The sequence below is a fragment of the Mycobacteroides sp. H003 genome, assembly GCF_001440135.1.
Lineage (GTDB): Bacteria > Actinomycetota > Actinomycetes > Mycobacteriales > Mycobacteriaceae > Mycobacterium > Mycobacterium gwanakae.
Map to the genome: position 1 here is coordinate 175516 of NZ_LJYL01000011.1, position 15603 is coordinate 191118.

Sequence of the window (15603 nt, forward strand, 5' to 3'; positions counted from 1 at the left end):
TGTCCCTAACGATTAGAAAGCCGATAGATACAACCGTCGGACACAGTCAGATGCACACCACAAGTGCCTTACTGATAAGGCACATTCAAGACTGCCGACCCCTAAGCGCGACACGCCAGTTCTGCGCCGTCTGAGCGTGTCGTCAATACGGCAGTGGCGAATAGGCGTCGGTACTGCGCCCATTGCTCGACGGGGGTGGCGTCGGCATGGTGGGCGCCGGTGCGTTCGTTGATGCGGTCGAGCAGTAGCGTCGGCCAGGCGGGTTCCGTTGGCGTCCTGGGCTGTTCAACCCGAGGGCGAGCTGTGAGCAATGTTGCGGCTACGGCGATCACATCGGGGTAGGCCACCACGTGCGCTTCTGGGCCATTCTGCAGAATCCCCGCCGCCACGTGACGCTCTGCGTGAGCCCAGAAGACCAGGATGTGGCGGGCGTCGCCCAAGGCGTCATGAAGGTCGACCTCTGAATACTGACGGGCCAAGCGCCGATGCGTGCGCCCGGCACTGAGCACCGTGGGCCGGTCACGAAGATCCACCTGGTCGTCAAGAACGCGCGTTGGTGAACCGATCCAGCGTCGGTGACGGTGGCATACGGAGACATGTGCAGGCAGGTAGCAGTAGACGGGTTCGTGTATTCCCTTGCGTGCCATACATCTTTGACACAAAGGGCGGCGGAGATATTGCTTGAGCGCGGTGGGGTCGCCAGCAAGCCCGCAGAGACGGGACCGGATTACCTGCTCAGGTTGGCCGCTGACGACGGCCAACCAGTCCGGTCGCGGCCGGGCTGCGCATGATTCGGCGACATGGCCGCGCAGTGTGGAGACGCCGATATGGTTGGCGCGGGCCAGCCTGTCGATGTAGGACGATACGGCTTCCCAACGGAACGGTGCGATCGTTCGCGGGAGCCGCTGGCGTGGTCCGCGCGGCCACGGCCTGACAGTTGCCACGTCAGCTGGCCGTGCGGGCCGCGGCCGTGTGGGCGGCGTAGTCGATCAAAATATCGTCCATGGCCTCGCGGGTGATGTGCTCGGTGCCGTCGAGCATCGCTTGGATTGCTGAAGCCCGGATCAAGTGGGCCAGGCTGCCGATCATCCCGCCGGTGCGGCGGTGCAGGTAACGGGCCTGGGCGACAAGGCTTCCCGGTTCGTGTCGATGCAGACGCAAGGTACCTTCCATGGCGGCGACGAGTTGTCGCCACTCCTTGGCGTCGGGGAATGCGCTGGTGTGGATCACCCCGCAACGGCCGGCCAACTGCCGTCCCCGCGTGCCGGTGAACAGCCCCGAGCGTTCCACTTCGATCCCGGCGTAAACGAATGTCGCAGGCAGATGCTCGGTGAAGTATTTGAGGTGGTCGGACAGTTCTTCGCCGGCGCGGGTGTCGAGGTTGAGGTTGTGGATTTCATCGACCACCACGATGTCGGTACGGGCATCGATGAGCACCTGGCACACGGCATCGGAAATATCGGTCACGTTCATCCGCTGATTGAGCGTGGGAAGCCCCAGAAACCGTGCGAACTCCATCGCCAACTTGCGGGGCGACCCTTTCGGCGGGGCCGTCACATACACCACCGGAATCCGGCTCTCATCGCCGGGAAACCGTGCACGGGTGCGCAATTCGTGAAACCGACCCAGTTGCTTGATCGCCGTAGTTTTCCCCGTCGCTGCCCCGCCGGAGATGATCAGCCCGCGCCGGGCCCCGATCTCGCGCTGGTTGAGCAATGTCAACAGCCGGCCCTGATGGGTGATCGCTTCGATCGCCGACGTGGTGACCACCACCAGCTCCGAATGATGCGCAACCCGGGCCTCGTTGTAGGCCGTCCGCTCGTCCTCACCGAGGCTGGCCCACTCGTCGTCGGCGAGCAACGTGAACTCCGGCGGATCGGCATCAACAAAACGCCGCCAGCCCTCCAGCGTCGTGGTCGGCTGGCGGCGATCCTCTAACTGACCCACCGCCGCAATCTCGGTCACAGTCGCCACGTTTGGGCCTCCTTGCGTGCATCAAACACCGGCAGGGGTATGACCTCCGCCATCTCGCCGTCATCGTCGAAAGTCTCGTTGTCGGCGGCCCGTTCCGACGGTGACGGGCCATGATGTTCGGATGATTCCGTCGGGTCCGGCCAGTCCCGGCCGGCGCTCGCGGCGCTGGTCCGTCCAGTCACTCGGCGCTCGGCTTTCGTCTGCTGCTGCGGCCCAGCGGCGGCGCGGTCCAGCAAGTCCTCCGCGATGGCCGCAATCTCCGCTTCCTGGGTCTTCTGGGCCCCTCTGCGGTCGGCTACGGAGCGGGCGTGGCGCCACAGTGTCTCGCCGAACGGCACCGGCGAGGACCGAAGGTGCGTCCACGTCGCGGCCAGCCATCCGTCTTCGTGGTGATTGCGCACCCAAATCCTCGACACGTCATACGGGTCGTAGTGCACTTCCCACTGTCCGTTACGGGCATCGACCCCGGAATGCTGGCGCCGGTATGGGTTGAGCGCCTTGGCGTCATAGGTGCGATGGTTGATCCGGACCCCGTAACTGTTGATTGTGCGCCACTGCACGGGAAGCAATTCGATATAGTCGTCGGCGTCCAGTGGGACCGGTACATAGCCAGCCACCTCAACGAGGGCAGTGTATTTCTCGTTGGGAGACAACGCTTTCCCCGGCGTCACCGGATCCCGCAGGCCATCGTGGGGGCGGTTCTGCCACACCGCGATGATCCACTCGTCCAGCAGCGCCTGCAGCTCAATCATCGACCACACCGCGTCGTCCTCGGCGTTTTTCCCACGCCGCTCCACCGATGAACCGACGTAACCGGCCACGTACTGTGCGAACAGGGTGCCCACCGACTGCAATGTCCGCTCGATCTTCGGCTTATCGGTCGGGCAGTCGGGATGAGCCGGCTGCAGATTGATCCCCAATGTGCAGCACGCTTGCCGAAATGTTTGGGACAGATACGCTTTCCCGTGATCGCAGACGATCGTCTCGGGAGCGATCACCGGCCTGGCCGCAGCATCGGCCAGGCGCTGATCGACACTGGTCAGGCTGTGGTGCGGAAGTACCGACCGGGACATCCGCAGCGCATCGGCCCATCCCGGGCGCATCGGTTCGGGCGTCAATGCCCGCGCCAAGAGCAGTGACGCGTCCACTGCTTTGGTCGTCGGTCGCAGCACCGCGGCCGGGATGGACCGCGTAGCGTTGTCGACCATCGCAGTCAGCTCGACTCGGTCTACCATGCCGTCATCGAGCACTACCCGTACATCCAGAAGGGTTGAATCGATTTCCACCATCTCGCCGGGGCGCACCACGGTGATCGACCCGAATGGGCCATCGGGCTGCTTGGACAGCGATCGCCGCGTCCGTGCTGACCCGAACGTGTGCCGTCCTTCCGCGAGGCGCTTGACCAGCCGGTAGAAGGTGGGCTGCGACGGCATCGCGGGCGCGTCGTCGGCACCATAGGTGGCCACCAGCGTCTTGGCGACCCGCCGTTGCAGACGCTGCACCGTTCCCGTTGACAGGTCGGTCTCGCCCTCGATCGCATCCCGCACCGCGGCGACGACACGGTCGTCCACACGGCCGAATACCGCGCGCCGCCGATTATGGCGCCCGTCAACCACTCCCAGGAGCCCGTCCCGTTCGTAGGCAAATCGGCGACGCTGCAACGCATTCCGACTCACGTCGTGGCCGGCGGCACGCAGCTCGTCCAACTTGGCCAGCTCACGCTGCCGCAGAGATCGTTTCGCCGTGTCGAACTCTGGGCGGGGACGAATGCCCGCGGCCGTCCCAGGCGGGCGGCCGCTGAGGATCTCCACGATGTGGCGCTCCCACCACCGTGCTTGCTCGACGGCTGCCTCGGGAATGCCAGCCAGCATTTCCTCAGAACACAGTGGCGGTCGCGACCCCGACACCAATTCCAATGCCGGATCAACCATCAGCTGCGAGAGCGGCACCACAATCTGCTCGCCGACAGCGTCAACCAGTCGAGCTGATCCGCCCGACAGGGTTACGACGGTGAAAACACCTGCTGATAAACGGATTTCGTCTCCCTCTCGGACGACACCCGTTCGCACGTCAGGTCACCACCCGGTCCCGAGGCCAATCGCCGTGTCGTCGCCAAGTGCCGCTCCTTGCAGATCGGCAACTAAACGGCCGTGCCAGAGCAGATGAAACAGTACGGGCAGCACCACCAAAGGAGTCCCGACCGCGTGCACACCAGCCATCAACGGACGGACCCGAGCGAAGACCTCCGCCAGTTGATCAGCCAAACCGATCTTCAATACTCGCGGATGCCGATAACCCGACAACCAACGTAGATTCGCCCGCAGCACTGGATCGAGGGAACCGACACGCAGGTAATCCCAACCGACCATCGCGCACGTGGCGGCAGACCGATCGAACACGTCCCGATCAGCGTCAGAGATCCGGTCGTCCTCACGAACGTCGACTACGACGACAGATCCATCGCGGCGCCGCACGAAGTAGTCAGGAGCATGCCGCGTGCCGTCACGCCAATGAATCCAAAATGGTTGCGACAGAACACCAACAACATCCGGATCGGCATCCAACGCCATCAACTGGTCACGTTCTACCCAGGACTCGTGACCTACATGTGCGCCGGTTGTGGCGAACCACCACAGCCCGGGAAAGTTACGCTGACCTCGAAACGAGGGGAAATTCCGCACTGGTGAACAGTCCAACTCAAACCGGGTTGCAGCACATCGGTCCAGCGATTGCCGCGTGCATCCCTCGCGGGTGTTGAACTCCAAGTCCACTGCACTCGCTACACCTGGCCCAGCCGAAACAGCCGACGTCAGCACACATAAACGCTAAGCCTCGTGCCCCAGATTCAATGAGAAAGACACGCACTTACCCCAGATTCAATGAGAATGCCCCAGAATCAATGAGAACGGACAGCAGTATATTTGACGACTATGATACCCCTTCTAGCCATCCAGCCCCACACCATCATATCGTCACAGTGACGATATGATGGTGTGGGGCTCTGCTTGGCTCAACCTGCGGACGCGCACCCGAATCCCCGACGGTCAGCCGAGATCGCCTGACACTCATCCGATTCAGACCACGCACGAAACGATGGCTTATCAACAAAAGGCATCAAGACGACCTATTCGCGATCCCCGTCACCTCCGAAAATCCGCGGCGACTCGTTGACCGCCAACAGTGCTCCGCCGCACTTGCGTCTCGATTCGTAAACAGAAGCTGCGCGATCGCGTTAAACCGTCACAAAACAACGCTACCCCACCGGCCTTGCCCTCCCCCGCTAGTCATGCACATTACGTCACTGTGACGAATTGCTCACGAATCACGCAGCACGACAATCCTTTTCACACACTTTGGTGTCCGTTCTCAAATGACCTGTCGCATTCTCATCTAATCTGTCGCAACCGCGTGTCGTTCTCATTTGAGCCGCATCGGGTCGCCGCTGATGCCAGATCGGTGGGATCGATCGGGTTCTTTTCAGTGTGCCGGGATGCTTCTGAGGTTCTCGTGAGGCTGTTTCTGTAGCTGTTGACGCTGTTGAGTGTGTCCGGTTAGGGAGGTCCGCCAGTAGTGCGTGGCATGCGCAAAATCGTTCCAAGGACTCTCAATCACCCAAGTGATGTTGTCGCCGCGATTCGTGCACGGTGAGAGCGCCTGAAACCGCGCTACCCGACCTGGGCTGTCCAAGCCGGAGTATCCTGGACGTAGACGGATATCTAGTACCTGCCTACTTATGGGCGCGGCACCGTCGAACTATTCGGCACCGATTACGGGCCGAGGCTAGGAGCGTCTCATGGCGCATCAGATATTTTGTCCACAACCACTCCAGTCGGCTCTGTGCCTTCATCTGGATCCGAAAACTGGATACGCCGATGGAGCTTGGTGCCCACGATCGAAGGATCTATCGGTCGAGGTTCTGCCGTTGCTTACGCGACTTAGCCTCGATTTGGGTCCCATTGATCGGATTACCTATCGAGCTGGGGAATGGGCACCCTCCTCGCGGAGGGTGCTTTTCCTCAACCGTCTGGTTCACCTGGGTTGGTCACTTCTGCAGCCCGCCAGCACTATTAGCGTTCGAGGGACGAACGGCGCACATTTGACCCTGCTGATTGTCCCCCCTTCCAGGAAATCGCATTCGGAAGCAGAGGATCAATGCGATTTTGGCGGTAGATCCGACCGGGTGCCTAAGTCGCAATCAGCCGGACCGACAACATCATGATCAGCGCGGTCACATCGGCGGTAGAGACACTCGACTGCGACGACTCGATTCGTCTTCGACTAAAGCCCGATGGTGACTGGAGCGGACATATCGACGGCGCATGGTGGCCGCGCTCACAGGACCTAAATCAAGACTTACCAGCAGTTTTGGATGCTGTAGCTTCCCGGTTAGGGACCATCAAGCGCGTGATCTACCGCATCACCGAATGGGACACAGCGCCGAAACAACTGTGCTACTGGGGTCGTATGGTGTCGTTAGACGGGTACCGTTACCAGAGGCCAGACACCATCTACATCAGCGATCTAGACCATCGTCGACTAGTACTGCTGGTTGTCCCTCCGATGACCGACCCGCATCATGCCCACGACGTGATGACTAGAGCTGCCGAACCGGGCAGCACATGTAGCCCAACAGCATTGCTGTCAATCGAACCATTGGCGGCAGCACGCAGAACAGGGTGATGACCTTCACGGGCTGCCTGGATCGCAGACCCGGGATCGAAAGTCGACCCCGGCTTTGAGTAGTTATCGCATGGCACAAGGCACCGTGGAGTGGTTCAACGCCGAAAGGGATTCGGGTTCATCACTCCCTGACAGTGGCAGCCAGCTTGATCGCGGAGCATCGTTAATACCGTTGCCCGATCGCGACCCTTTGGGCGCGGCCCCGCCGCGCGAATCCCATCATGAAATTGGCACAGTTGGCGAACTTCGTTGTGGTCAAACGCATATGCCAGCTGGTCCCATCTGAGCTTGGCGGCACCTATCGATAGTCGTTGCGTCCGGGACTAACTAAGACTCTGGCATTGAGTAACCGTCACGAGGGTTGAATCCCTCAAGCAGCCAAGATTATTCGTAGGGCCGCAGTCACCTGGTCCTGACTCGAGGAATCAAGTAGGGGCATCTGTGCAGTCAGACGCATGATCCTTCGAGCGAGGAGCTTGTTGGTGCGTGCCGGCACCATGAGCATGCGGACCGTTCGATACTCGCCCCGGAGCGTGACCACCCAATGGAACGGCCGATTTGCGAGGTACTGAGGCATCGCAACCGACCTCATGCAGGAACGCGACGAGCCCGGCTTCCAGTTCAGTGAGACCTGACTGACAGTGCCAATGTGCTCGAATAGCTCGTCGATCAGGGGCGACAACTCCCGGGCAATCAGTCCATCGTCCTGGGGCCACCAAGCCCCGTCCATTCTGCCGGTCCTGCTCGACCCTAACGTGAAGCGAACCGGTGAACCAGCACATTCAGCCTGCGTCATACGTACTTCCCTGTCGCTCAACGGGACTCAGACAACGGACCTCAAACGCACCGCACCGCGATAGGATCGCTAACGGCACGGTTGGTGAATGGTTGACACTTTCAACAGATTCAAATCACAGCGCGGGTCATCGGATCTTCTCCGGAACCGAGTCCAGCGCGTGCAACACCTGGACTGCAGCGATCTGGGCAACATCGTTGTCAAGCGTTGACGATGCCATCAGCGCCTGGACCACCAATTCAACGCGCTTCTCGTAGGGAGTCTGGAACGTGATCGTAGAGTCCATGACCTTTGTCCTGTTCAGTCGGAACGGTTTCAAGTACCGCGATGGTGCGGTTGTTGTGACTGCCGCGCATTACCGGCGCCTGGTGCTCACAGAGCGATTGGTTCGATGTTCAGCGCCTAACGTCCCACCTTCGGTGTCCCATCGGTCTTGCGCCTCAAACATGTCGGTACAGACGGGCATGTCGTGGGCTGGTAGCAGCTGAGCGACAGTTGCGCAGCTGCCCGGTGCTGCCGCAGCCATCATGGCGCTGTGAGCACCACTTGCCTGGGCATCTGGGGCTATTACCAAGAGGTTCAGATGGATCCCATGAGCACCTTGGATACTGATTGTGTTAGGTGGCTGAATGAGTGACCAGTTCAAATGTGCGCGGCGATCCCGAAACAGCATGCGCCGCGAGCTCGATGTCCACTCTGACACTCGGTAAACCACGCGGTCAATGGTGCCCAAGCGAACAGTAAGTACCCGGAGCAGCGATGGCAGCTCGATCATCAAGTCTTTCGAGTAAGGCCACCAGGCGCCGTCGACATATCCACTAGGTGACGCTTTTGGCTTTAACCGAAGACGCACGGCAGGCCCGCATCGTGGTTTTGAAAACAGCTGACGCGTCATCGGACGCTCCTTGCTTTGGCTCCGCGCACGGGGCCGAATCGTCGGCACGGTCACACCCATGGATGAGCGGGCACCAAATATCTCGCCGTACCCTCACCCTACCCCCATTCCTCTGGAAGGAGCACATAAGCAGCGGACTAGTTTCGGGCAGCACTTGCGGATTGCACCTTGTGCCGCTGACAATTTACGGTCAGGGCCCCGCTGACCCGGTCGGGTGCGTCTCGGCTGGCCTGTATGGGCTGCGATGCGTGGACGGTTGCTTGTTTTCCACCGACGACAGCCCAGGACACAACAATTAGTTCAAAATCGAGTATGCAAGATTATTCGTACACGAATGGCAAACGGACAACAGATCAAGTCAAGCTGCCTTAGATCAAACTGATCAAGGAACCAAGCGCCAATATCTTCAATCGATCTGCGGTACCGCAGATCAAGTACCGACAGCACCTGCCTTGGCCGTAGCCTTGGCAGGAAACTGACTGGTTCAACGTCAATCCGAGGTCACCGCTGGTTTCAAACACCCGACGCAACACCCTCGCCTCAGGTGCGCTCCACCGCAACACCACCGGATTGCGCGGAACCGTTCTGGCATCAAGCCAGTGACGTTGGCGACGCGAGCCCGCTCGAGTGGACTTGTGACAGATCAAATGAGAACCACTGGGCCATCAACGGTGAAATGAGTTCTCGCTTAATCTGTCGCAACCCTGTTCAGTAGCGGCTTTTGTCGAATAATCTGCGACAGATCATTTGAGAACGGACACTTGAACCCGTTTGGCTGCTAGAGGATGGATGCCCCATCAAGAAATGGCATACGCAGATTTTTCGTGATCGAAACCCCTTCGAACGATCCGTCCGCTAACCGCTGAACTCCTCCATGGGCCGGGCGCGATCGGTCGGGCCGCCGATGCGCCGTTGCCTACCCTACCGCTGGGCGAAGTAAGTACGGCCTATCGTTACGTCACAGTGACGCAAATATCATGAATCTGCCTGCCCGGCAACCTGTTTGACTCCGTTATCCCCAATGCGTGTTGTTGCGCATGTTTGGGCATCCCTATTGGTTTTTGGGGGCGGCATTGCATACGGCTGCGATCTGAGCTATTGACTCCCCGATGGGCTGGCTGGTGTCGATGCGATATGCCATGTGCGATCTTTCCTCGTCGGCGTTAAGGGCCGCAGCGATTGCGGGTGTGGCGTCCGAGATGGTGCGTCCGCGATGAGCAATTCTCTCCTGGGCAATCGATACCGGCAGGTGGCATTCGAATTCGTATAGCACGGAATGTGTTTCGCTGGCGAGGTGGCGGGTTTGCTCCTGTTGATAAGGATTGCGCCATGTCCCGTCGAGGATCACCGACTCGCCTCGCATCAGCAGCATCCGCGCACGCTGCAACACCGTCTCGTACACCGTTGAAACGTTCTGTGCGGAGTACAGGCCGCTATCAAGGGTGCCCGGATCACCGGTGATGACACCTTGCTCCTGTAGCTGTCGGCGCACTGTGTCAGTTGAAATTATCTGTGCCCCATTTTCTTCCGAAAGGGCTTTAGCGAGCGTTGTTTTTCCGGTGCCCGGCCCGCCGCCGATTCGGATCAGGCGGACTGCGCCGGCGCGAAGGTGCGCAAGTGCCAACTCCAGGTGAGAGGTCGCGTCCCGCGCCGACTCGGTACGCCCCTGCGTGAACCGGATACAGTCCACCTTCGCGCGCACCGTCGCGCGGTAAGCGATATAGAAATGCCACAGTGATTGTGGAGTATCGATTCCGCAGGCGCGCATGTACTGTTCGATGAAGTAGTCGGCTAAATCGGTGCGCCCGAGAAACTCCAGATCCATCGCTAGGAACGCGGCGTCGTCGACACAGTCGACGTAGCGCAGAGTGTCGTCGAACTCTAGGCAGTCCAATGGAACAGGGCCGGTGGATGTGTAGAAGATGTCCTCAGCCAGCAGGTCACCGTGGCCATCGACGATCAGACCACTTTCGATGCGCTCGTCGAACAGCAGATGTCGACCATTGATGAATTCTATTGATAATTTGCGCATTTCATCAAGGGCATCATCCGCCACCATGGATCCGGCGACGTCAGCCAGGACGGTGAGGTTCTCTTGCCAGCGGGCCGTGATGGCGTCAACTGTTCCGGATTCGCTGATTAGGGCACCACGTTCAGCTGTTACGTGAAAGCGTGCTAGCAACTCAGCGATTGCTACAAGATTTAGCTCGACATCTACTCCCGTTCTCACCATCGTGGCTAGTCGCGCAGAGTCTGGATAGCGACGCATCACTATCACGGGCTCGCTGTCACCGGACGGCGGGCCGGACAGGTAGGCGACGCCTAGGTAGCTTTCCGGCGCCATCCGGCGATTCAGGAAAACCTCTCGTTTGCAAGCACTTTCACGTAATTTCACGGTACTGAAGTCAAGGAAATCAGTCGTCAACGACTTTTTCACCTTGTAGGCGAAGTCCCCGATTAAGATCACGATCCCCGTGTGTGTTTCATGGATTTGCGCGCCGGCGGTGTCGCTGGGCGCCAATATTTCGGGAGTCTGATCAGTGCGTGGTCGACTAGCGTTCACAGCTCCCATGATCGTCCGCGGTGGCTACGATATCGAGGCCTTGGGACTCTTTCATTGATGCTTATTTCCGCCGAACTGAGCAGAGCACCCCTTGGCATGAAACTGTCGGTCCCAGTCGCCTGACTCGGGACGAAAGCCCCTTCTGTTGATGTGATGCCGCGGTGATAGTACGAGTTGACCCATCTAAACGGGAGCAGCCGATGCTGAGAACACCGAAGGTCCTTGATCGTCTCCGTGTAGTCCTGTCCGTCGTGTATTTCGACGAGATCGCTTGCTTCGCTTTTGATCTGTGCGAATGAGCACCAGGACTAGTGCCCCACTGACGGCTGGGGCCTCATTGTTCCTCAACTTTCTGCCCATGCTTCCTTCGCAGATTCTGTTGAACAACTTGCTGTACGACACCAGTCAGTTGGCAATCCCGACCGACGAGGTGGATATCGAGCAACTCGCCCGGCCGTCGCGATGGAACATCGGTTTCATCCGACGGTTCATGATGTACTTCGGCCCGATCAGCTCGCTGTTTGACTTCGTCACCTTTGGGGTCATGCTGTGGGTATTCCATTCCGGGCCTACACAATTCCGCTCCGGCTGGCTTATTGAATCTCTCGCTACTCAGATCCTGGTGATCTTCGCAATACGCACCAGACGAATACCGCTCTTTCGCAGCACCCCCAGTATGCCGCTGGTACTTTCGGCGCTCGGGGTTGTTGCCGTCGGGGTACTGATACCAGCAACTCCCCTGGCCAACAGCCTCGGTTTTCACCCACTGCCGCTTGGCTTCTTCGCGGCATTAGCGCTCATGGTCGTCTGCTACCTCGTTCTCATCGAGGCAGGAAAGAAGCTCTTCTACAGCACCGCACAAACTACGATCCGTATAACTAAACAGCAGGATGAGCAGTACCACGTCACGCGTCGCGCAACACGCTTCAGTGTTGCGCATTCCTGGAACCCCAGAAGTTGAAACCGGTTGGTTCACACCTTGCACAGGTGAGGTCTCCACCTACTCAGACATATGTGGCATCGAGTGCGAGGCCTACAGTGCCCGCTGGAGACCGCCGATCATCACAGAGTAGGCACTGTGGTGTGTGGCAGATGGTAAGGGGGCAATCAGCTCGGACAGTCCCTGTTTGCGGTGACGTCCAACTACCAGCAGCTGTACTGAATCACGCTCGTGCGCAAGATATTCGGTTATTTTACTTGACGATATGACGACGTCGATGGCGGCGTCGGGGTGTTTATTGCGCCATGGTTCGAGGAGCTTTTCTAGGTGTGCCCGCAGGACGTCGGCGTCAGCGCGGAAGGTACCGTTGCCTTGACGCGCTCGGCACGCGATGACGCGGACACCGGCGTTTCGTAGCGTCGCGGCGCTCAGACCCTGCATCAGCACATCATCGAAATCCAGTGAATCTTCGAACTCGATGATGACGCTGCCCTGCCTTCCGGAGGCATACTCCTGTCCTCGCACAACCACAACGGGACACTGCGCCAGTCTTGACAACGCGGCGGCGGTGGACGTTGTTCTGTGGTCTGCCGCGCGTTCACGACTCAGTGCCCCAACACATACCAAGGCTGCAGAATGAGACTGCCGAATCAGCACGTCTAATGCCGTGCCTTGAAGAATCTCCACTTCCAGCTTGACAGGCTTGTCGCATGACTGCACAGCGAGTACCGCGCCCTGGGTGGCAATCTCGGCGGTCGCGATGTCGTAGGCCGCGTAGATATCCTCGCTTGACGGGGGTCGAGGCTCGATAGCGAATACGAGACGCAAAGGGATGTCCCGATTTACTGCTTCGTCTACCGCCCACAGCGCGGCCGCTATGGCCCGATGCGATCCGTCGACGCCCACGACCACTGCCGCTGCGGGTTTATGGTCCTCATGATCGACCGGGTGCTGTCGACCCTTGTTCGCGGTTCCATTGTCTCGCATCACATTAGCCTTCCGCGGTGCGCTTAATTCGCAATACATTGCTGCGTTAGTAATAAGCATCTACGGATTCGCAAATAGTAATTAGTGCCAAGCGTCCGTTCCCGTGAGGACAAAAGTCCGCGACGCATAGCTCACACCGGGTGACCAATGGCGACGTGGGAGGGACCGCAGACCCCAGTACTCGGCACGGAATGACCCCTAACCTGCGTAGAAGATACCGGTGAAAGGAAGTGCTTGTCATGTACGAATTCACGCAAAAAGCTGGTGTTGTCGTTGCCGTGGATGGCTCTGCAGAGGCTGCGGCGGCGGTCCGTTGGGCCGCCCACGAGGCGGCGCTGCGCCGCGACCATCTGACGATCGTCTCAGTTGTCAGTCGCGACTATCTGTACATTCGTGACCCCGCCACCCAAGACCGCGTTTACCGGTGGCAGCGCCATCACTGCGAGGAGGTGTTGAGGCGTGCTCAGACTATTGCGGAGGATGCGGTGGGCGCTGCACTGCCGGAGATACGAACCGATCTGATCTTCGGCAAGCCCGTTCCTGCGATCGCGGATATCTCGAAAGACTCGCGTGTATTGGTCGTCGGCCGACGCGGTCTGGGTACGTTCGATCGCCTCATGGCTGGCTCGGTGAGTTCGGGGTTGGCGCGCTACGCACACTGCCCGGTAGCGGTCGTCCAGGAGGAACCCGACCGCAATCAGGATGGTCCGGTCATCGTCGGTATCGATGGGTCGCCAATCTCTGAGTCGGCCATTGCGTTAGCGTTCGATGAAGCCTCGCATCGGGGCGTGCCCTTGGTGGCGATGCACGCATGGGTGGACGTTTTGGACACGGCGCCAGAGTTCGACTGGCGTCTGGAGCGTGAGCAAGCAAACGAGCTACTGGGTGAGCGATTAGCGGGCTGGCAGGAGCGCTATCCGGACGTGAAGGTGATTCGCAAGCTGGTGAAAGCGCACCCGGGCCGTTGGCTGATCGAGCATTCACGGAATGCGCAACTCGTTGTCGTCGGCAGTCACGGACGCGGTGGATTCGCAGGTATGTTGCTGGGGTCTGTGAGCCGAAATGTTCTACACGCATCGCACGCCCCGGTGATCGTGACCAGAGGCCATTAGCAGCTGGAGGTCGTCGTGGACATGCTGATTCTCGAGTTCTATCGGTACCTGGCCGCTCGGGTTTGCGGACGCGATCCCGACATCAGTTTTTCAGCACGAGTCTCGGCACTCGTGGAGCTGACATTGGGGATTCTTGCTGAGTTGACGATTGCCGCGATCGCGGCGATACGCACTGGCGCACAACACAATATATGAAAGGAAGCTCATCATGGACACTCTCACACCAGCCGATCCGGACTATCAACAGGCCCTACTCACGCGAATCCGCGATGTAGCCATCGAGCAGTTCGGCCGGAAGGGATTCGACACCGATTTGGTGTCGATCGCACAAGAGGCCGGCGTCGGTCTAGAGCTAACAATCGAGTTGGTAGGCACGGCCGGAGATCTTCGCAGTGCATGCGACGCCCACGTCTTGGAATCCATCAAGGAATCGAAATCAGAAGCCTTGCAGTCCATGTCGCCGGACGACTGGTTCCGGCGACTCGCCCATATCGACTCATATGCCCCGATGATGCGTTACCTGGCCCGCAGCATGATCTCGGGTGGACAGCTCGGCCGCACTTTGATGCAACAGATGATCGACAACGCCGAGGCATATCTCGAAGATGCCGTCCACATGGGCACCGTCCTGCCCAGCCGCGATCCGAAGGCGCGAGCCCGCTTCTTGGCGCTCAACGGGGGCGGCGGGTTTCTCCTGTACCTGCACATGCACCAGACCCCTGACGACATGCCAGCCGTTCTGCGGGACTACGGCCGGGACATGATCATGCCCGCGCTGGAGCTTTATACGAACGGCCTGCTTGCCGGCAGTGCGATGTATGAGGCCTTCTTAGCCCGATCCGAGAATGAGCAGCAGTTAGCAACCTAGAGTCCAGCGCACAGGTAAGTGTGTACTGGCTTGCTAGACAAGAAAGTTCAGAATTGTTTAGGTGAACTGTGATTGACAGGACGATGGAGCATTCTGGCGAACCGCATCAGGCGAGCATAGGGAGTCGGCTGAACTGGTTACGCGCGGGTGTTTTGGGCGCCAACGACGGCATCGTATCGACGGCCGGCATGGTGGTCGGGGTCGCCGCCGCGACCATCGAGCGTGCTCCAATCTTGACCGCCGGCCTGGCGGGTGTCGCCGCTGGTGCCGTCTCTATGGCATTAGGCGAATATGTATCCGTCAGCACGCAACGCGATACCGAGCGGGCACTTCTCGACAAGGAACGAAAAGAACTACGGGATCTGCCTGCCCAGGAGCTCACAGAGCTTGCGTCGATCTATGAATCAAAAGGCCTCTCCCCTGTCACCGCCCGACAGGTGGCTGCGGAGCTGACCGCACACGATGCGTTCGCTGCACACGCCGATGCGGAATTGGGGATCGATCCGCACGAGCTGACGAACCCCTGGCATGCTGCGTTGTCGTCGGCCATATCGTTCTTGACCGGCGCTGTTCTTCCCATGATTGCCATCCTTGCGCCGTCACCAGCTTGGCGAATTCCGGTGACAGTGGTCGCAGTCTGCATCGCTCTACTTCTCACCGGGTGGGTCAGTGCCACCATTGGCCAAGCAAGCCGGCCACGTGCAATCCTGCGGGTAACTATCGGCGGCCTAACTGCTATGGGTGTCACCTACCTCATAGGAACGATTGTAGGACAAGCAATCTCGTAG

General features: G+C 59.5%; 13 protein-coding genes. 4 read left to right on the plus strand and 9 right to left on the minus strand.

Annotated features, from left to right (window positions below; translation table 11 throughout):
• Positions 1–101 precede the first annotated feature (101 nt).
• The 8 genes from AOT87_RS29290 to AOT87_RS09630 form a co-directional block, all read right to left on the minus strand.
• Positions 102–647 (minus strand): hypothetical protein, encoded by a 546-nt coding sequence (locus AOT87_RS29290; RefSeq protein ID WP_240483272.1) that lies wholly within the window; start codon positions 645–647, stop codon positions 102–104.
• A 298-nt stretch (positions 648–945) separates the two neighbouring features.
• The gene (locus AOT87_RS09610; protein WP_005148661.1) at positions 946–1974 is read right to left on the minus strand and encodes an ATP-binding protein; all 1029 of its coding nucleotides are present in this window, start codon (positions 1972–1974) and stop codon (positions 946–948) included.
• On the minus strand, positions 1962–3926 hold the full coding sequence (locus tag AOT87_RS09615; protein WP_005148662.1) for a Mu transposase C-terminal domain-containing protein: 1965 nt from the start codon (positions 3924–3926) through the stop codon (positions 1962–1964). Before AOT87_RS09615 ends, AOT87_RS09610 begins: the two co-directional genes overlap by 13 nt.
• Positions 3927–4049: 123 nt before the next feature.
• Positions 4050–4790, minus strand: coding sequence for a TnsA-like heteromeric transposase endonuclease subunit (locus tag AOT87_RS09620; protein WP_011894084.1), 741 nt, complete (start codon positions 4788–4790; stop codon positions 4050–4052).
• Between the two features lie 2234 nt (positions 4791–7024).
• The gene (locus AOT87_RS29025) at positions 7025–7384 is read right to left on the minus strand and encodes a DUF5994 family protein (RefSeq protein ID WP_005093428.1); all 360 of its coding nucleotides are present in this window, start codon (positions 7382–7384) and stop codon (positions 7025–7027) included.
• Between the two features lie 193 nt (positions 7385–7577).
• Positions 7578–7736 (minus strand): DUF6307 family protein, encoded by a 159-nt coding sequence (locus AOT87_RS29030; RefSeq protein WP_005068407.1) that lies wholly within the window; start codon positions 7734–7736, stop codon positions 7578–7580.
• A gap of 69 nt (positions 7737–7805) precedes the next feature.
• Positions 7806–8405 carry a DUF5994 family protein gene (locus AOT87_RS29295; protein WP_324612955.1) on the minus strand — a complete coding sequence of 200 codons (600 nt, stop codon included), beginning with the start codon at positions 8403–8405 and terminating at the stop codon, positions 7806–7808.
• Positions 8406–9396: 991 nt separating this feature from the next.
• Positions 9397–10908: an AAA family ATPase gene (locus AOT87_RS09630; protein ID WP_234795865.1), complete on the minus strand. Its 1512-nt coding sequence runs from the start codon at positions 10906–10908 to the stop codon at positions 9397–9399.
• Between the two features lie 358 nt (positions 10909–11266).
• Here AOT87_RS09630 and AOT87_RS09635 point away from each other — a divergent pair, with 358 nt between their 5' ends.
• Positions 11267–11869, plus strand: coding sequence for a cation transporting ATPase C-terminal domain-containing protein (locus AOT87_RS09635; protein ID WP_324612956.1), 603 nt, complete (start codon positions 11267–11269; stop codon positions 11867–11869).
• 72 nt (positions 11870–11941) lie between these two features.
• Here the strand turns inward: AOT87_RS09635 and AOT87_RS09640 are convergent, their stop codons facing one another.
• Entirely contained in the window at positions 11942–12754 is an 813-nt protein-coding gene (locus AOT87_RS09640; protein WP_234795866.1) for a universal stress protein, read from the minus strand.
• 320 nt (positions 12755–13074) lie between these two features.
• Between AOT87_RS09640 and AOT87_RS09645 the strand changes: the two genes are divergently transcribed.
• The 3 genes from AOT87_RS09645 (at position 13075) to AOT87_RS09660 (ending at position 15603) form a co-directional block, all read left to right on the plus strand.
• Positions 13075–13947: a universal stress protein gene (locus AOT87_RS09645; protein ID WP_057969738.1), complete on the plus strand. Its 873-nt coding sequence runs from the start codon at positions 13075–13077 to the stop codon at positions 13945–13947.
• A 208-nt stretch (positions 13948–14155) separates the two neighbouring features.
• Positions 14156–14815 carry a hypothetical protein gene (locus AOT87_RS09655; RefSeq protein WP_057969727.1) on the plus strand — a complete coding sequence of 220 codons (660 nt, stop codon included), beginning with the start codon at positions 14156–14158 and terminating at the stop codon, positions 14813–14815.
• An 83-nt stretch (positions 14816–14898) separates the two neighbouring features.
• Positions 14899–15603, plus strand: coding sequence for a VIT family protein (locus tag AOT87_RS09660; protein ID WP_057969726.1), 705 nt, complete (start codon positions 14899–14901; stop codon positions 15601–15603).